This is a genomic window from Duganella alba, assembly GCF_009674495.1.
GTDB lineage: Bacteria > Pseudomonadota > Gammaproteobacteria > Burkholderiales > Burkholderiaceae_D > Rugamonas > Rugamonas alba.
This window is the reverse complement of record NZ_WKJN01000005.1, coordinates 37,185-53,984: the sequence shown is the minus strand read 5'-3', so window position 1 is coordinate 53,984 and position 16,800 is coordinate 37,185. Positions and strand designations below refer to the sequence as shown.

Annotated in this window: 18 protein-coding genes; 10 read left to right on the top strand and 8 right to left on the bottom strand. The window is 61.6% G+C overall.

Going from position 1 to position 16,800, the window contains the following annotated elements:
- Positions 1-58 precede the first annotated feature (58 nt).
- The 5 genes from GJ695_RS06375 (at position 59) to GJ695_RS06355 (ending at position 3,359) form a co-directional block, all read left to right on the top strand.
- Positions 59-1,345, top strand: coding sequence for a leucine-rich repeat-containing protein kinase family protein (locus tag GJ695_RS06375; RefSeq protein ID WP_154363046.1), 1,287 nt, complete (start codon positions 59-61; stop codon positions 1,343-1,345).
- Positions 1,346-1,363: 18 nt separating this feature from the next.
- Positions 1,364-1,744, top strand: a complete 381-nt coding sequence (locus GJ695_RS06370) for a BlaI/MecI/CopY family transcriptional regulator (RefSeq protein ID WP_154363043.1) — start codon at positions 1,364-1,366, stop codon at positions 1,742-1,744.
- Between the two features lie 45 nt (positions 1,745-1,789).
- Complete coding sequence (locus GJ695_RS06365; RefSeq protein WP_154363041.1) at positions 1,790-2,200, top strand: hypothetical protein; 411 nt, start codon at positions 1,790-1,792, stop codon at positions 2,198-2,200.
- A 33-nt stretch (positions 2,201-2,233) separates the two neighbouring features.
- Positions 2,234-2,569, top strand: coding sequence for a PilZ domain-containing protein (locus tag GJ695_RS06360; protein WP_154363040.1), 336 nt, complete (start codon positions 2,234-2,236; stop codon positions 2,567-2,569).
- A gap of 196 nt (positions 2,570-2,765) precedes the next feature.
- Positions 2,766-3,359 (top strand): RNA polymerase sigma factor, encoded by a 594-nt coding sequence (locus GJ695_RS06355; protein ID WP_154363039.1) that lies wholly within the window; start codon positions 2,766-2,768, stop codon positions 3,357-3,359.
- Between the two features lie 80 nt (positions 3,360-3,439).
- Here GJ695_RS06355 and gltA read toward each other — a convergent pair whose 3' ends face one another.
- The 7 genes from gltA to GJ695_RS06320 form a co-directional block, all read right to left on the bottom strand.
- A complete protein-coding gene (gene gltA, locus GJ695_RS06350; protein ID WP_154363037.1) occupies positions 3,440-4,741 on the bottom strand; it encodes a citrate synthase in 1,302 nt (433 codons plus the stop codon).
- Between the two features lie 51 nt (positions 4,742-4,792).
- On the bottom strand, positions 4,793-5,074 hold the full coding sequence (locus GJ695_RS06345; RefSeq protein ID WP_154363035.1) for an FAD assembly factor SdhE: 282 nt from the start codon (positions 5,072-5,074) through the stop codon (positions 4,793-4,795).
- Positions 5,075-5,130: 56 nt separating this feature from the next.
- Positions 5,131-5,841 carry a succinate dehydrogenase iron-sulfur subunit gene (locus GJ695_RS06340; RefSeq protein ID WP_154359081.1) on the bottom strand — a complete coding sequence of 237 codons (711 nt, stop codon included), beginning with the start codon at positions 5,839-5,841 and terminating at the stop codon, positions 5,131-5,133.
- Positions 5,842-5,852: 11 nt separating this feature from the next.
- On the bottom strand, positions 5,853-7,631 hold the full coding sequence (gene sdhA, locus GJ695_RS06335; protein WP_166455059.1) for a succinate dehydrogenase flavoprotein subunit: 1,779 nt from the start codon (positions 7,629-7,631) through the stop codon (positions 5,853-5,855).
- A 2-nt stretch (positions 7,632-7,633) separates the two neighbouring features.
- Complete coding sequence (sdhD, locus tag GJ695_RS06330; RefSeq protein ID WP_154363033.1) at positions 7,634-7,999, bottom strand: succinate dehydrogenase, hydrophobic membrane anchor protein; 366 nt, start codon at positions 7,997-7,999, stop codon at positions 7,634-7,636.
- A 1-nt stretch (position 8,000) separates the two neighbouring features.
- Complete coding sequence (gene sdhC / locus GJ695_RS06325; protein WP_154363031.1) at positions 8,001-8,423, bottom strand: succinate dehydrogenase, cytochrome b556 subunit; 423 nt, start codon at positions 8,421-8,423, stop codon at positions 8,001-8,003.
- 193 nt (positions 8,424-8,616) lie between these two features.
- Positions 8,617-9,414 (bottom strand): GntR family transcriptional regulator, encoded by a 798-nt coding sequence (locus GJ695_RS06320; protein ID WP_154363387.1) that lies wholly within the window; start codon positions 9,412-9,414, stop codon positions 8,617-8,619.
- 237 nt (positions 9,415-9,651) lie between these two features.
- On the opposite strand from GJ695_RS06320, the gene GJ695_RS06315 reads away from it, so the two are divergent.
- From GJ695_RS06315 to GJ695_RS06295, 5 genes are all read left to right on the top strand, one after another.
- A complete protein-coding gene (locus GJ695_RS06315) occupies positions 9,652-10,641 on the top strand; it encodes a malate dehydrogenase (protein WP_154363028.1) in 990 nt (329 codons plus the stop codon).
- Between the two features lie 99 nt (positions 10,642-10,740).
- Complete coding sequence (locus GJ695_RS06310) at positions 10,741-11,745, top strand: HpcH/HpaI aldolase/citrate lyase family protein (RefSeq protein WP_154363026.1); 1,005 nt, start codon at positions 10,741-10,743, stop codon at positions 11,743-11,745.
- Complete coding sequence (locus GJ695_RS06305; protein WP_154363024.1) at positions 11,745-12,257, top strand: hypothetical protein; 513 nt, start codon at positions 11,745-11,747, stop codon at positions 12,255-12,257. Before GJ695_RS06310 ends, GJ695_RS06305 begins: the two co-directional genes overlap by 1 nt.
- Before the next feature lie 66 nt (positions 12,258-12,323).
- Entirely contained in the window at positions 12,324-15,032 is a 2,709-nt protein-coding gene (acnA, locus tag GJ695_RS06300) for an aconitate hydratase AcnA (RefSeq protein WP_154363022.1), read from the top strand.
- A gap of 152 nt (positions 15,033-15,184) precedes the next feature.
- Positions 15,185-16,447: a DUF2863 family protein gene (locus GJ695_RS06295; protein WP_154363020.1), complete on the top strand. Its 1,263-nt coding sequence runs from the start codon at positions 15,185-15,187 to the stop codon at positions 16,445-16,447.
- 26 nt (positions 16,448-16,473) lie between these two features.
- On the opposite strand, the gene GJ695_RS06290 is transcribed toward GJ695_RS06295, so the two are convergent.
- Positions 16,474-16,776, bottom strand: a complete 303-nt coding sequence (locus GJ695_RS06290) for a hypothetical protein (RefSeq protein WP_154363018.1) — start codon at positions 16,774-16,776, stop codon at positions 16,474-16,476.
- Positions 16,777-16,800 lie beyond the last annotated feature (24 nt).

The window sequence follows — 16,800 nt, the reverse complement described above, 5'->3', positions numbered from 1 at the left end:
AGCATGGGCGCGGCGGTGAAGTGATACACTGCGCCGTCGTTCTCTACCGCCACATCCCATGCATACCCTGGAGCAGTTGCGCAGCGGCGCGCTGGCAGGCACACAACGCCTGACCTTCCGCTGCGGCCTTACCGAATTCCCGCGTGAAATCTATACGCTGGCCGACAGCCTGGAAATCCTCGACCTGACCAGCAATGCGCTGTCGTCGCTGCCGGATGACCTGCATCGGCTGCACAAGCTGCGCATCCTCTTCTGCTCGGACAATCAATTTACCGAACTGCCGGCGGCGCTGGGCGCGTGCCCGGCGCTGACCATGGTCGGCTTCAAGGCCAACCGCATCCGCCATGTACCGGCCGCTGCGCTGCCCGCCGCGCTGCGCTGGCTGGTGCTCACCGACAACGAGATCGAAGAACTGCCGGCCGCGCTGGGCGAGCGTCCGCAACTGCAAAAACTGATGCTGGCCGGGAACCGCCTGCGCGCCCTGCCCGCCTCCATGGCGCAACTGCACAAGCTGGAATTGCTGCGCATCGCCAGCAACCTGCTGACCGCGCTGCCCGACTGGCTGCCATCGCTGCCGCGCCTGACCTGGCTGGCCTACGCCGGCAATCCCTTCTGCGAGCAGCGCGAAGACGCGCTGGCCCACACGCCATCCGCCGTGATCGCCTGGCCGGCCCTGGCGCTGCGCGACAAGCTCGGCGAAGGCGCCTCCGGCGTCATCTACCGTGCCGACTGGCGGCGCGACGACGCGGCCACGCCGGTCGCCGTCAAACTCTTCAAAGGCGCCATGACCAGCGACGGTTCGCCGTTGAGCGAAATGGCGGCCTGCCTCGGCGCCGGCGCGCATCCGAACCTGATTCCGGTGCTCGGCCACATCGAAGACCATCCCGAGCACGCCCATGGCCTGGTGATGTCGCTGATTCCGCCCGAATTCCGCAACCTGGCCGGCCCGCCCAGCCTGGACAGCTGCACCCGCGACATCTATGACGCCGGCAAACGCTTCGACCTGCCGGCCGCACTGTCGATCGCGCGCGGCATCGCCTCGGCCGCCGCCCAGCTGCACAGTCACGGCATCATGCACGGCGACCTCTACGGCCACAACATCCTGCACGACGACCACGGCCACACCCTGCTGGGCGACTTCGGCGCCGCGTCGTTCTACGATCCGGCCGGCCCGCAAGCCGCCGCGCTGCAAACCCTGGAAGTGCGCGCCTTCGGCAACCTGCTGGAAGAACTGCTGGACCGCTGCGACAACGCGCCGGCGGCATTGCGTCAATTGCAAGCCGCCTGCCAGCAAGGCACGCCGCATTTCGCCGCAATCAAAGAACAGCTAGACAATCCATTCTAGATATTTTATTCTACATCCATGAGTACCCCGAACCTGCCCAAACCGACCGCCGCCGAACTGGAGATGCTGCGCCTGCTGTTCGCGCTCGGCCCCGCCACGGCGCGGCAAGTGCACGAAGCGGCACTGGAAACGCGTCCCGACGCCAACTACGCGACGGTGCTGCGGGTGCTGCAAATCATGCACACCAAGGGCTTGCTGAAGCGCGACGAAAGCCAGCGCGCCCACGTCTATTCGCCGGTGCAGGAGCAGGACTCGGTCCAGACCAACCTGCTGAAAGACCTGATCCAGAAAGCCTTCGCCGGCTCCGGCAAAGCCCTGGTCCTGGCCGCCCTGCGCGGCGGCCACGTCAGCAAAAAAGAACGCGAAGAAATCCAGGCCTTGCTGGATCAGGAAAAGTAATCCGGCGGCCGTTACAATGGCGCTCTTTCCACCGCGCGCCACATCATGAACAACCGCTTCAACTCCTGGCCTCAACAGGCCCATCCCGTCCTGGCCGTCATGCTGGCGGTCGCCATCTGCGCCGTGCCCATCCTGTTGCCGCACTTCAGCCTCGGCGACCTGCCGGCCAATCTGTTTGCCTATGCGTTCTGCTGCGTGCTGGTGTATCCGGTCGCCGCACTGTTGCGTCATCGCATCACCAGCCTGCCGGCGATCTGGGGCGTCGCCGCGCTGTTTTTACTGGCGGCGTGCTTCTATCACACCAACATCATCGCTGAAACCGCGAATAGCGCATGGCCGCAACGGCGCGACGTCACGCTGGAAAAGTTTCTGTACAACCTGCCGCAACTGACCTTGGGCGTGCTGGGCTGGTGGGCGCTGGTGCTAAGACCGGACCACCGCAACCGGAGAATGTGATAATCTTTTTCCAAGCCAACTTAATGTAGCGCCATGACGCACAAAGCCCGCACCAACCGCCGCCAGACCGTCAGCCATCCCGCCACATTGACGATGACCGACGAAACGCGCCATGAAGTCCACACGCTGGACCTGTCGCACGGCGGCATCAGCCTGCAGACGGACAGCCAGATCCGGCTGGCGCAATACTGCGCGGTGTCCTTCAAGGTGCAGCTGGGCGATACCGACCACAAGGTGCTGGCCATGGGCCAGGTGGTCTACAGCGATCCCGATGCCGAACTCGGCTTCAAGACCGGCGTGCAATTCCTCCGCATCGACGACGACAGCCGCGCCGTCTTCCAGCAGCTTCTGCAAGAAAGCAAAATCTAGCGATTCAGCCAAGCCTGCAGGCGGCCAGCAACAGCAGTTGTGAAAAAGCATCAGAAAATTCCTGCTGCTACGCATTAGGTGTGCTGTCGCACCATCAACATGAAAACCGTCGGCGGCCTCAACTGCGATTATGTACTCTTGATGAATGACATTAAACTGATTTCATCATTCCTCCAACAGGAGGCAGAGAGATTCCATGGATTGCGCCAAAATCGACCGCAGGCACCAAACCCAACTGCCACCTGATTTCATCTGCACCAGGTCGAACAAAAGTATTGGTTGGGTGTCGTTGGCTGACTTATACAAGTCGCGATGGCGTTTCGTATTATCCCAGGCTCTATTTATCACGCAGTCACCTCACGCGGCAGAAGAAATTGCCCAAGATGTTTTTGCTTTCGCCTGGCGCCACGGCGACTCCTACGAGTCGGCCAAAAGCAGCTTGGCCACCTGGCTTTCGATGCTATGTCGCAGCAGGTGTCTCGACTACCTGCGCTCGCAGCGCGTGGGATACCGGACGCTCGATTCCGATGCTGGATTAGAACCGGTCCAAGATGAGCAGTCCGCCCCGGAGGCACGGCACGCCAGCAACTCATTGCGCGATGCGGTGAGCACTGCACTCAGGACACTGCCCAGGCACCAACGGCAGCTGTTGGTCATGCATTATTACGCTGACCTATCGCATGCAGAAATTGCCGTCCTTACCGACCTGCCTCTTGGCACCGTAAAGACAACGATACGGAGAGCCAAAATCGCCTTGGAAAGTAACCGGATGCTCCACGCTTTCAGCTGAGGGGGACTCAGCAGCGAGTGTGGCGACAGACGAAAAAAACGGGCCGAAGCCCGTTTTTTGTTGCCACGTCAATCCGCAGATTAACGCTTGTCCAGCGGTGGCACGTCGCGCACGGTGGCGCCGACGAACAGCTGACGTGGACGGCCGATTTTCTGTTCTGGATCGGCGATCATTTCGTTCCACTGGGCGATCCAGCCGATGGTACGCGCCATCGCGAAGATGCCGGTGAACAGCGACACTGGAATGCCCAGCGCCGATTGCACGATGCCCGAGTAGAAGTCGACGTTCGGGTACAGTTTGCGCGACACGAAGTATTCGTCGTTCAGTGCAATCTTTTCCAGTTCCATCGCCAGCTTGAACAGCGGGTCGTCTTGCAGGCCCAGTTCGTTCAGCACTTCGTAGCAGGTTTCGCGCATCAGCTTCGCACGTGGGTCGAAGTTTTTGTAGACGCGGTGACCGAAGCCCATCAGCTTGACGCCGGAGTTCTTGTCTTTCACCTGGGCGATGAAGGCAGGAATGTTCTCGACGGTGCCGATTTCCTTCAGCATGTTCAGGGCCGCTTCGTTGGCGCCGCCGTGGGCAGGGCCCCACAGGCAGGCGATACCGGCAGCGATACAGGCGAACGGATTCGCGCCCGACGAACCGGCCAGACGCACGGTCGAGGTCGATGCATTTTGCTCGTGGTCCGCGTGCAGCAGCAGGATGCGGTCCAATGCGCGCACCAGCACGTCGTTGACTTTGTACTCTTCGCATGGATTGCCGAACATCATGCGCATGAAGTTGGCCGAGTACGACAGGTCGTTGCGTGGGTACATGAACGGCTGGCCGATCGAGTACTTGTAGGCCATCGCCACCAGGGTAGGCATCTTGGCGATCAGGCGGATCGCGGAGATCTCGCGCTGTTCAGCGTCGTTGATGTCCAGCGAATCGTGGTAGAACGAGGCCAGCGCGCCGACGGTGCCGACCAGCACCGACATCGGGTGCGCGTCGCGACGGAAACCGCGGAAGAAGAATTGCATCTGCTCGTGCACCATGGTGTGCTTGCCGACGGTCTCGACGAATTCTTTTTTCTGCGCCGCGTTCGGCAGTTCGCCGTTCAGCAGCAGGAAGCACGATTCCATGAAGTCGGCGTTCACCGCCAGCTGTTCGATCGGGTAGCCGCGGTATTGCAGTTCGCCCTTGTCGCCGTCGATGTAGGTGATCGACGAGTTGCAGGCGGCGGTCGACATGAAGCCCGGATCGTAGGTGAACTTGCCGGTCGCGCCGTACAGCTTGCGGATATCGACCACGTCAGGACCGACGGTGCCTTTGTAGATCGGGAATTCGACCGATGGGCTGCCATCGGAGAACGAGAGAGTGGCTTTGTTATCAGAGATATTCATGGACTCTTCCTTCTTGGAGAGATGATGCAAATAAAAGAAACTGGGTGTGTACTACGCCAGGCGCAATCGCTGCAACAACGCGCGAACGTGCGGCAGGTCGGTCTCGCCTTCCGGCTCTTTACGGGCCAGTACCAGATCCATCAGGGCATTGTCCGACAAGTCGAGGAGCCGCGTGAATGCGTCCACTTCCTCGTCGGTCAATTCGGTTTCATGCGCATCCAGAAAACGGGTGAGGATGATGTCGTTTTCCAGCAGACCCCGGCGCGAGCGCCAGCGCAGGCGGGCACGGTTGGCTGGGTCGGACTGATGCGCGGAATGATTCGTTTCAATCATAGTTTTGCTACTTTACACAAAAACGGGCGGCGCTGTTGTCGCCGCCCGTGTGCGCGTTAAATTGCGCGGCGTACCATCAGCTCTTTGATTTTGCCGATCGCCTTGTTCGGGTTCAGACCCTTAGGGCAGACATCGACGCAGTTCATGATCGAGTGGCAACGGAACAGGCGGTACGGATCTTCCAGGTTGTCCAGACGCGCGCCAGTGGCTTCGTCGCGCGAATCGGCGATGAAGCGGTAGGCTTGCAGCAGGCCGGCAGGACCGACGAACTTGTCCGGATTCCACCAGAACGACGGGCACGAGGTCGAGCAGCACGCGCACAGGATGCACTCGTACAGGCCGTCGAGTTCTTCGCGTTCCGCCGGCGACTGCAGGCGTTCCTTTTCCGGACGGATCGAATCGTTGATCAGGTACGGCTTGACCGAGTCGTACTGCTTGAAGAACTGGGTCATGTCGACGATCAGGTCGCGGATCACCGGCAGGCCTGGCAGCGGACGCAGCACGATAGGCTCGGTCAGCTCGTTCAGGTTGGTGGTGCAGGCCAGGCCGTTCTTGCCGTTGATGTTCATCGCGTCCGAACCGCACACGCCTTCGCGGCACGAGCGGCGCAGGGCCAGCGAGTCATCCACGTCCGACTTGATGCGCTGCAGCGCGTCCAGCAGCATCTTGTCGGTGTCTTTCAACTCGACAGTGACGTCCTGCATGTACGGTTTGGCGTCCTGGTCCGGATCGTAACGGTAAATTTTCAGTTTCAGAGTGCGTGCCATGTTATATAGCCTTAGAAAGTACGTGGTTTCGGTTTGAAGGTATCAACCGTCAGCGGCTTGGTCACGACTGCCTTGTAATCCAGGCGGTTGCCTTCCGAGAACCACAGAGTGTGCTTCATCCAGTTGTCGTCGTCGCGGTGCGGGTAATCGTCATGGGCGTGGGCGCCGCGCGATTCCTTGCGGGCCGCCGCCGAGGTGATGGTGGCTTTCGCGGTTTCGATCAGGTTGTCCAGTTCCAGCGCTTCGACGCGGGCGGTGTTGAACACCTTCGACTTGTCCTTGAACGAGACGTGCTTGCGGCGCTCGTCCAGTTTCATGATCTCTTCGACGCCCTTGTTCAGCATCTCGTCGGTACGGAACACGCCGCAGTATTTCTGCATCGTGGCGCGGATGTCGTTGGCGACGCCCTGCACTTTTTCGGTGCCGGTCGAGGTTTCCAGCTTGTTCAGGCGGTTCATCGCGAAGTCGGCGGCGTCCTTCGGCAGCGGTTTGTTTTCCTTCTGCTTCAGGTTCGACGCGACCACGTGGTTGCCGGCCGCGCGGCCGAACACCACCAGGTCCAGCAGCGAGTTGGTGCCCAGGCGGTTGGCGCCGTGCACCGAGACGCAGGCGCATTCGCCGATCGCGTACAGGCCGTTGACCACCTTCTGCGAACCGTCGGCGCTTGGCGTGACGACCTGGCCGTGGATGTTGGTCGGGATGCCGCCCATCTGGTAGTGAATCGTCGGCACGACCGGGATCGGTTCCTTGGTGGCGTCGACGTTGGCGAACTTGTGGCCGATTTCCAGAATCGACGGCAGACGCTTCTCGATGGTTTCCTTGCCGATGTGGCGCAGGTCCAGCATCACGTGATCCTTGTTCGGACCGCAGCCGCGGCCTTCCTTGATCTCCTGGTCCATCGAACGCGACACGAAGTCGCGCGGCGCCAGATCCTTCAGCGTCGGCGCATAGCGCTCCATGAAGCGTTCGCCTTCGGAGTTGATCAGGATACCGCCCTCGCCGCGCACACCTTCGGTGATCAGCACGCCGGCGCCGGCCACGCCGGTCGGGTGGAACTGCCAGAACTCCATGTCCTGCAGCGGCAGGCCGGCGCGTGCCGCCATGCCCATGCCGTCGCCGGTGTTGATGAAGGCGTTGGTGGAGGCGGCGAAGATACGGCCGGCGCCGCCGGTGGCGAAGATGGTGGTCTTGGCTTCCAGGATCATGGTTTCGCCGGTTTCCATTTCCAGCGCGACCACGCCGACCACGTCGCCTTCGGCGTCGCGGATCAGGTCCAGCGCCATCCATTCGACGAAGAAGTGGGTGCGGGCGCGGACGTTGCGCTGGTACAGCGTGTGCAGCAGCGCGTGGCCGGTACGGTCCGCCGCGGCGCAGGCGCGCTGCACGGCTTTTTCGCCGAAGTTGGCGGTGTGGCCGCCGAACGGACGCTGGTAGATGGTGCCGTCCGGGTTGCGGTCGAACGGCATGCCGAAGTGTTCCAGCTCGTAGACGACCTTCGGTGCTTCGCGGCACATGAATTCGATCGCATCCTGGTCGCCCAGGTAGTCGCCGCCCTTGACGGTGTCGAACATGTGCCAGAACCAGTTGTCCTCGGCCATGTTGCCCAGCGAGGCGCCGATACCGCCCTGCGCCGCCACGGTGTGCGAGCGGGTCGGGAAGACTTTGGAGAGAACCGCGACGTTCAGGCCGGCTTCGGCCAGTTGCAGCGATGCGCGCATGCCGGAGCCGCCGGCGCCGACGATGACCGCGTCAAAGCGGCGGGTTGGAATTCCAGATTTAATAGCTGCCACGATTACACACTCCAGATAATTTGAATCGACCACACGGCGCAGCCGATCAGCCAGGCGACGGTGGCCATTTGCAGGGTGAGGCGGAGGCCAACGGGTTTCACGTAGTCCATCCAGACGTCACGCATGCCAACCCAGGCGTGGTAGAACAGGCCGAACAGCGTCACGGCGCTGATCAGTTTGAACCACTGCTGGGCGAACAGGCCGGCCCAGCCTTCATAGGTGAAGTTCTGGCCGGTCAGGAAGGCGATCAGCAGGATCGCGGTGTACAGCACCATGATGACGGCGGTGACGCGCTGGGCCAGCCAGTCGCGCAGACCGTAGTGGGCGCCGACAACCAGGCGCTTAGGACCGATATTGTTGTTGGCCATCTCAGAATACTCCAAACAGTTTCAGGGCGACCAGGGCGGTCAGGACCAGGCTGATGACCAGCACGGTGGCCGACGATTTGCGCGCCGAGTGCTTGTCCAGGCCGACGTGCAGATCCATGACCAGGTGGCGTACACCAGCGCAGAAGTGCTGGAAGAAGCCCCAGGTCAGGGCCAGGATGATGAGCTTGACCAGCGGGTAGGTGACGAAACCTTCGTAGTAAGCGAAAGAGATCTCGGAACGCAGGCTGTTCTGCAAGAGATAGAGCACAAACGGCAGCAGCACGAACATCAATACACCGGAAATGCGGTGCAGGATGGACACGATGGCAGCCAATGGCATGCGGTAGTTGGACAGCTCGGTAACATGGATGTTACGGAACTCCGGCCGTTCTTTTTTAGGGGCTTCCCTTACGGCTTCTGACATAACAAGACCTCCTCAGGCTTATACAAAAATTTGGTGAGACTGCGATTTTCGCCGATTCCACTCTAACAACCAATATCTATTGTTACATAGAATAAAAATAGTGGTCGGCAACACCAGCTGCGGCTACTTTCTGTAGCTCAACGTATTATCAGCGCAACAATACTACAGGCGTATGACTGCACGCCCTATCTCCTTAGTTCAACTCGTTATGGTAATGATGGCGCTCGGTCAGGTACAGGCCGCGGCGCAGCTCGACCGGCTTGTCGCCATACGTAAACGATACCCGCTCCGATGCCAGCAGCGGCGTGTGGACGGCGATATTCAGCAGCGCGGCGTCGCCCTCGGCGGCGCAGACCGCGCGGATTTTTTCCGTGGCACGGATCATGCGCGTGCCGAATTCCGATTCGAACAGGCCATACATCGGCCCCTTGTATTCTTCCAGCCGCTCGGCGGTCAGACCTTTGAAGGCTATCCCCGGCAGCCACATCTCCTCCACAATGGTGGGCACGCCATCGAAGTGCTGCACCCGCTTGATGAAGATGACGGCGTCGCCGGACTTCAGGTCGAGCAGGCGCGCCACGTCGGCCGGCGCGCGCATGCGTTTGACTTCGATGAACTGGCTCACGCCCGGATGCGGCACGCCCTCGTCGGGCATCAGGCGCAGGAAGCGGAACTGGGCGCGCTCTTCATGGTGGGTGGCGACAAACGTGCCCTTGCCCTGTTTGCGCATCACCAGGTTCTCGGCCGCCAGCTCATCGATCGCCTTGCGCACGGTGCCCTGGCTGACCTTGAAGCGGTTGGCCAGTTCGACTTCGCTGGGGATCATTTCGCCCGGTTTCCATTCGCCGGACTGCAGGCTTTTGGTGATCAGGGCCTTGATTTGCTGGTACAGCGGGGAGAATGTCGGGGACGAATTTGTCGACGCACCGGCCGCGCTGCCGGCGGACGCGGCAGTGGGATTGTTATTTGAATTTGGCGGCACGGAACTCATAAGCCAAGATTTCACCACAAAACACCAGTGCCGTCCAGAAAAACCAGCAATAACTTATCTGTCTTATATAAGACATAAGATATGATTGACAGATAGTTGCGACAGGCCTACACTCCCCAGCCAACGCTTACCGATACATCATTATAAGCGTTGAATTTTGCAGTATGATTACGTTTTCCCGGACCGGCCGCCGGTCCAGCTTCAAGAACGATTCACTTCCCACTTTGGAGATTCATCATGGCTAAAACCCCACTGCGTGTTGCTGTTACCGGCGCTGCCGGCCAAATCGGTTACGCTCTGCTGTTCCGCATCGCCAACGGCGACATGCTCGGCAAAGATCAACCAGTCATTCTGCAACTGCTGGAAATCGCCGACGAAAAAGCGCAAAAGGCCCTGAAGGGCGTCATGATGGAAATCGACGACTGCGCGTTCCCGCTGCTGGCCGAGATGACCGCCCACTCCGATCCGCTGACCGCGTTCAAGGATGTCGACTACGCCGTGCTGGTCGGCGCCCGTCCACGCGGCCCAGGCATGGAGCGTAAAGACCTGCTGGAAGCCAATGCCCAGATCTTCACCGCCCAAGGTAAAGCCCTGGACGCCGTCGCTTCGCGCAATGTCAAAGTGCTGGTGGTCGGCAACCCAGCCAACACCAACGCCTACATCGCCATGAAATCGGCGCCATCGCTGCCAGCGAAGAACTTCACCGCCATGCTGCGTCTGGACCACAACCGCGCGCTGTCGCAAGTGGCGGCCAAAACCGGCACCGCCGTGAAAGACATCGAGAAGCTGACCGTGTGGGGCAACCACTCGCCGACCATGTACGCCGACTACCGCTTCGCCACCGTCAACGGCAAGGCTGTAAAAGACCTGATCAACGACCAGGAATGGAACGCCAACGTGTTCCTGCCAACCGTGGGCAAGCGCGGCGCCGCCATCATCGAAGCGCGCGGCCTGTCGTCGGCTGCTTCGGCCGCCAACGCCGCCATCGACCACGTGCACGACTGGCACCTGGGCACCGCCGGCAAGTGGACCACCATGGGCGTGCCATCGGACGGTTCCTACGGCATCCCTGAAGGCATCATGTTCGGCTTCCCGGTGACCACCGAAAACGGCGAATACAAAATCGTTCAAGGCCTGGAAATCGACGCCTTCTCGCAAGAGCGCATCAACCTGACCCTGAAAGAACTGACCGAAGAGCGCGAAGGCGTCAAGCACCTGCTGCCGTAATCGTCGCTAGCGCACGTGGAACCGGTTAAACCACCGATCCGCCGCACCCGCCGCGCTGCCGAGAGCAGCGCGGCTCCCGTTCCTCCTGACTCTGTTTGCATGCATCCATCCGAGGTTTTATTCCAGGGTAATCGCCAGCCGCTGCTCCTGCCAGCGTGCGACCACTACGCCGGCTCCGAAAAGCTGATGCGTAAATCGATCGCCTTGCAACAAGAACTTGGCCCGCTGTTCGACATCACCCTCGATTGCGAAGACGGCGCCAGCGCCGGCGATGAACAGGCGCACGCGCGCCTGGTGGTCGAACTGCTCAATTCCGACGACAACAAATTCAACCGCATCGGCGCCCGTGTGCACGATGTGCACAGCCCGTTCTTTGCCAGCGACGTCGAAATCATCTGCGCCGCCGCCCAGCGCCTGGCCTACCTCGTGCTGCCGAAGGTCAACAGCGTCGACGAGGTGGCGCGCGCCATCAAGCTGATCGACAGCCACGCCGCCAGGGCCGGCCGCAAGGACCTGCCGGTGCACGTGCTGATCGAAACCCACGGCGCGCTGCGCGACGCCTACGCCATCGCCGCCCTGCCCCAGGTGCAGTGCCTGTCGTTCGGCATCATGGATTTCGTCTCGGCCCACTACGGCGCCATTCCCGGCGCCGCGATGCGCACGCCGGGCCAGTTCACCCACCCGCTGGTGGTGCGCGCCAAGCTGGAAATCGCCGCCGCCTGCCACGCGCACGGCAAGGTGCCGTCGCATAACGTGACCACCGAAATCAAGGATACGGCGCTGGCCGCCAACGATGCCCAGCGCGCCGCCGCCGAATTCGGCTACACGCGCATGTGGAGCATCCACCCAAACCAGATCAAGCCGATCATCAAGACGTTTACGCCGCGCCTGTCCGAAGTGAGCGAGGCGGCCGCCATCCTGCACGAAGCCGCAGCCGTGCAATGGGGGCCGATCGCCCAGAATGGCCGCTTGCACGACCGCGCGAGCTACCGATATTATTGGACCGTTTTACAGCGCGCCAAACTGGCCGGCCTCAGTCTGCCGGAATCCGTGGCCCCGCTGTTCAACGGCACCCCGACCGATCTCCCACAGGAAGCACACTGATGTCTATCTCCAAATTATTCATGGCCTGCAGCCTCGCGCTGGCCTCCCTGACCCTGGCCGCCGGCGCCCACGCCGAAGGCGATGTGCCAGCCAAGAAAACCGTGAAAAAGGCCGCCGCCAAAAGCACCAAGAAGGCCGCCAAGCCGGCCGAGCCGAAAGCGCCGAACGAGGAAGAGGACGAGCCGGTCATCACCGACTCGGCCGTCACCGACTTCGACTGCGAACTGGGCAACAAGATCTCGATCTACCAGAACGCCGGCGACGACCAGCACATCGCGCTGCGCTGGAAGAAGCGCCTGCACCGCCTGACCCGCGTCGGCACCACCACCGGCGCCAACCGCTTTGAAAACAAGATGTACGGCCTGATCTGGATCGGCATTCCGGCCAAGGGCATGCTGCTGGACTCCAAGCAGAACCGCCAGCTGGCCAACGAATGCCGCAACGCCGAGCAGCAAAAGCCGGTCACCACCGCCACCAGCGAGCCGACCAGCGCCAAGATCTCGATTCAATAAACTGTTCCAAAACCAGCACCACGTTTCACTTTAATAATAGACGATACCCATCACGAAGGAGAGGTCATGTCACGCAACACTCTGAACACGCTTAAGGAATTCAACATTTCGGGCAAGAAGGCGAAGTTCTACTCGCTGCCTGCACTGGAAAAGAGCCTGGGCGCCAAAATCTCCCGCCTGCCGGTATCGATCCGCGTGGTGCTGGAATCCGTCCTGCGTAACGTCGACGGCAAGAAAGTCACCGAAGAACACGTCAAGCAGGTCGCCAGCTGGGCGCCAACCGCCGACCGCACCGACGAGATTCCGTTCGTCGTGGCCCGCGTGGTACTGCAGGACTTCACCGGCGTGCCGCTGCTGGCCGACCTGGCCGCGATGCGCAACGTCGCCTACAAGATGGGCATCAACGCCAAGAAAATCGAACCGCTGGTGCCGGTCGACCTGGTGGTCGACCACTCGGTCACCATCGACCACTTCCGCGAGCCGAAAGCGCTGGACCTGAACATGAAGCTGGAATTCTCGCGCAACAACGAGCGCTACCAGTTCATGAAATGGGGCATGCAAGCCTTCGACACCTTCGGCGTGGTGCCACCAGGCTTCGGCATCGTCCACCAGGTCAACCTGGAATACCTGGCGCGCGGCGTCCACAAGGACAACAACGGCGTCTACTACCCTGATTCGCTGGTCGGCACCGACTCGCACACCACCATGATCAACGGCATCGGCGTGGTCGGCTGGGGCGTGGGCGGCATCGAGGCGGAAGCCGGCATGCTGGGCCAGCCAGTCTACTTCCTGACCCCGGACGTGATCGGCGTCAACCTGACCGGCGTGCTGCGCGAAGGCTGCACCGCGACCGACCTGGTGCTGACCATCACCGAACTGCTGCGCAAGGAAAAAGTCGTCGGCAAGTTCGTCGAGTTCTTCGGCGAAGGCACCGAGACGCTGTCGGTCACCGACCGCGCCACCATCGGCAACATGGCGCCGGAATACGGCGCCACCATGGGCTTCTTCCCGGTCGACGACGCCACCATCGAATACTTCGAAGGCACCGGCCGCACCAAGGCCGAGATCGACGCCTTCCAGGCTTACTTCAAGGCCCAGGGCATGTACGGCATTCCGAAAGCCGGCGACATCGACTACACCCGCGTGGTGCACCTGGACCTGTCCAGCGTGACCCCATCGCTGGCCGGCCCTAAGCGTCCACAGGACCGTATCGAAATCGGCAACGTGAAAAACAACTTCACCGAACTGTTCTCGAAACCGACCTCGGAAAACGGCTTCAACAAAAAACCGGAAGACCTGAACCAGACCTACACCACCACCAACGGCGTGAACGTGAAAAACGGCGACGTGCTGATCGCTGCGATCACCTCGTGCACCAACACCTCGAACCCGAGCGTGCTGCTGGCCGCCGGTCTGCTGGCCAAGAAAGCCGTGGAAGCCGGCCTGACCGTCGCGCCGCACATCAAATCGTCGCTGGCGCCTGGCTCCCGCGTGGTCACCGAGTACCTGACCGCCGCCGGCCTGCTGCCCTACCTGGAGCAACTGGGCTTCGGCGTCACCGCTTACGGCTGCACCACCTGCATCGGTAACGCCGGCGACCTGACCCCTGAGCTGAACGCCGCCATCACCTCGAACGACATCGTCGCCTCGGCCGTGCTGTCCGGTAACCGTAACTTCGAAGCGCGTATCCACCCGAACATCCGTTCGAACTTCCTGGCCTCGCCACCGCTGGTGGTGGCCTACGCCATCGCCGGCAACATGACCGTCGACCTGATGACCCAGCCGGTTGGCAAGGGCAAGAACGGCAAGGACGTGTACCTGGGCGACATCTGGCCGACCTCGAAAGAGATCGCCAAGCTGATGAAGTTCGCGATGAACGCGAAAGTGTTCAAATCGAACTACGCCGACGTCAAGGGCAACCCAGGCAAGCTGTGGGAACACGTGTCGACCACCGAAGGCCAGGTATACAACTGGCCGGCGTCGACCTACATCGCCGAACCACCGTTCTTCGACGGCTTCGAGATGACCCCGAAAGAGACCAACCCGAACATCTCCGGCGCGCGCGCACTGGGCGTGTTTGGCGACTCGATCACCACCGACCACATCTCGCCGGCCGGTTCGATCAAGGAAGACGGTCCAGCCGGTAAATGGCTGCTGGCCAACGGCGTGCTGAAAGCCGACTTCAACTCCTATGGCTCGCGCCGCGGCAACCACGAGATCATGATGCGCGGCACCTTCGCCAACGTGCGTATCAAGAACAAGATGATCCCGCCGAAAGCCGACGGTTCCGCAGTCGAAGGCGGCATCACCATTCACCAGCCATCGGGCGAACAGCTGTCGATCTACGACGCGGCCATGAAATACGTGGCGGCCGGCACCCCGACCATGGTGTTCGGCGGCGAAGAGTACGGCACCGGCTCGTCGCGCGACTGGGCGGCCAAAGGCACCCAGCTGCTGGGCGTGAAGGCGGTGATCGTGCGTTCGTTCGAACGTATCCACCGCTCGAACCTGGTGGGCATGGGCGTGCTGCCGCTGCAATTCATCGGCAACGACTCGGTCGAATCGCTGGGCATCACCGGCAAAGAGACCTACGACCTGAAAGGCCTGGACGGCGAAATCAAGCCGCAACAGCTGGCCACCCTGGTGATCCACCGTGCCAACGGCACCAGCCAGGAAGTGACCGTGCTGCTGCGTATCGATACCCCGATCGAAGTGGACTACTACAAGCACGGCGGCATCCTGCCGTTCGTTCTGCGTCAACTGCTGGCGGCTTAAGCTTCAGCGCCCTCTGAAAACACCCCGCGCGCTTCGGCCGCGGGGTGTTTTTTTTCGTCCGTCTGACGAATCAACTACAATACGTCTCATAAGGGTTATGATCTGCATGCCTGATCCGTTTTTTTACTTTTACCTGAGACTCTTATTGCGCTATGCGTCGTCCATCTAAAGCTTCATCCCAAAAATTGTCTGCCGAGAGCCAGCGCCTCGCCACCTACGCCCAGGCAGTCGGGCAAGCGGCCAGCCGTATCGAAGAGCGGGCCTGGGAGCACTCTCTCGATGCGCAGCTCCAGAAACTCCTGAAGACCGGCCACCAGGACACCATCGACGCCACCCTCAACGCGCTGTTCAAGGAAGACCTGAACGCCTACGACATCCTGATGGATGGCGTGGAGGCGGTGAGCGAGTCGAGCACCTTCACCATCGAGACGGCCGACGGCGTCAGCAAGTCGTTCGACGTGCTGCTGGTGGCCGCGCCCATCCTGGCCTGGACCCGCTTTGCGATCGCCTCCGGTCCGATCCCGTCCGACATCCTGCAGACGCTGTCGGCGCACTTCTCGGCCCACATGCTGGCCGACGGCACCCAGGTGGCGCTGTCGCCGACGCTGTTCTCGATCGACCAGCTGCCGCGCAGCCACGCCGAGACCTACGGCAAGGTCCACAAGCTGGCGCAGGCCGCCATCAAGGGCAGCCTGCTGAAGGCCGACACCAAGGTGCCGGAAACCGCGCCGTTCCTGGCCGATACGCGCTATCTGCTGGCGGCCGTGGTGGCGCCCACCGGCGCGCCGCTGTTCCGCTGGCAGATGCCTGAGTTCCAATCCAGCTTTGCCGCCGAACGCAGCGCCGCGCTGGAGCAATGGCGCGCGCAGGTCACGCCGACCGTCAACCGCCTGCTGCCGGGCTGCGGCGTCGAGCTGCTGCTGCCGGAAGCCTATTACATGGCCTGCCGCGAGGCCGACAAGCTGATACGCCCGGTGTCGATCCGCGCCGCCGTGCACTATCTGACGCACACACTGGACGTGGAAGCGTCGGAACTGCGCGCGGTGATCGCCGGCTTCGGCGAAGAGAACGCCGACGGCCAGGTGGACGAGTACCGTGTGGCCTTCACGCAGCGGTCGTCGTCGGACGTGATTTACGGTGTGGTGTGGCCGCTGTACGGCCAGGAAGATGAGGAAGGCACGCCACCGGAAGGGCCAAGCGCAGGCAATCTGCAGCAGAAACCGATGACGCCGGTGGAGGACATCATCTCGCACCTGAACGAGGCGGGCGTCACGCAGATCAAGAAGCACAACGAGCGTTACGTGGTCGAGTTCTGCGACGACTGCGGCGCACCGCTGTTCGCCGATCCGCAAGGCGAGCTGGCCCACGCGGAAATGCCCGAGGACGCCCCCAGCGGCACCGAGCACTTCCATTAAAACAAAAGCCCCTCACGGGGCTTTTTTTATTTGGGTGGCGACAGATAGATCACGATCGGCTGATTGGTCTGCGCCGGCGGCATAGGCTGCGCCGGCGGCGCCTGCACGACGACCGGCGGCGGCTGTTGCGGCCTGGTTGCATTGTTTGCCGCGAAGTACAGTCCGCCGAAGCCGAGAAACATGCCGATCATCGACGCCACCATCCAGCGATAGCCCTCCGCCGACATTTTGTGCATTTCGGCACGCAGGATCTCAATGTCGGCCTTCGTCGCTAGCGTCGGCACGATCGCGTCTATATGCGCCTTGAGCGCTGAAACCTCGTTGTCCATCCCTGTAGCTTAGGACAAAACCAG

Bases quoted from the DNA above. Each gene is read 5' to 3' on its own strand.
- GJ695_RS06375 (WP_154363046.1), top strand. From the start codon at position 59: ATGCATACCCTGGAGCAGTTGCGCAGCGGCGCGCTGGCAGGCACACAA.
- GJ695_RS06370 (WP_154363043.1), top strand. From the start codon at position 1,364: ATGAGTACCCCGAACCTGCCCAAACCGACCGCCGCCGAACTGGAGATG.
- GJ695_RS06365 (WP_154363041.1), top strand. From the start codon at position 1,790: ATGAACAACCGCTTCAACTCCTGGCCTCAACAGGCCCATCCCGTCCTG.
- GJ695_RS06360 (WP_154363040.1), top strand. From the start codon at position 2,234: ATGACGCACAAAGCCCGCACCAACCGCCGCCAGACCGTCAGCCATCCC.
- GJ695_RS06355 (WP_154363039.1), top strand. From the start codon at position 2,766: ATGGATTGCGCCAAAATCGACCGCAGGCACCAAACCCAACTGCCACCT.
- gltA (WP_154363037.1), bottom strand. From the start codon at position 4,741: ATGAATATCTCTGATAACAAAGCCACTCTCTCGTTCTCCGATGGCAGC.
- GJ695_RS06345 (WP_154363035.1), bottom strand. From the start codon at position 5,074: ATGATTGAAACGAATCATTCCGCGCATCAGTCCGACCCAGCCAACCGT.
- GJ695_RS06340 (WP_154359081.1), bottom strand. From the start codon at position 5,841: ATGGCACGCACTCTGAAACTGAAAATTTACCGTTACGATCCGGACCAG.
- sdhD (WP_154363033.1), bottom strand. From the start codon at position 7,999: ATGGCCAACAACAATATCGGTCCTAAGCGCCTGGTTGTCGGCGCCCAC.
- sdhC (WP_154363031.1), bottom strand. From the start codon at position 8,423: ATGTCAGAAGCCGTAAGGGAAGCCCCTAAAAAAGAACGGCCGGAGTTC.
- GJ695_RS06320 (WP_154363387.1), bottom strand. From the start codon at position 9,414: ATGAGTTCCGTGCCGCCAAATTCAAATAACAATCCCACTGCCGCGTCC.
- GJ695_RS06315 (WP_154363028.1), top strand. From the start codon at position 9,652: ATGGCTAAAACCCCACTGCGTGTTGCTGTTACCGGCGCTGCCGGCCAA.
- GJ695_RS06310 (WP_154363026.1), top strand. From the start codon at position 10,741: ATGCATCCATCCGAGGTTTTATTCCAGGGTAATCGCCAGCCGCTGCTC.
- GJ695_RS06305 (WP_154363024.1), top strand. From the start codon at position 11,745: ATGTCTATCTCCAAATTATTCATGGCCTGCAGCCTCGCGCTGGCCTCC.
- acnA (WP_154363022.1), top strand. From the start codon at position 12,324: ATGTCACGCAACACTCTGAACACGCTTAAGGAATTCAACATTTCGGGC.
- GJ695_RS06295 (WP_154363020.1), top strand. From the start codon at position 15,185: ATGCGTCGTCCATCTAAAGCTTCATCCCAAAAATTGTCTGCCGAGAGC.
- GJ695_RS06290 (WP_154363018.1), bottom strand. From the start codon at position 16,776: ATGGACAACGAGGTTTCAGCGCTCAAGGCGCATATAGACGCGATCGTG.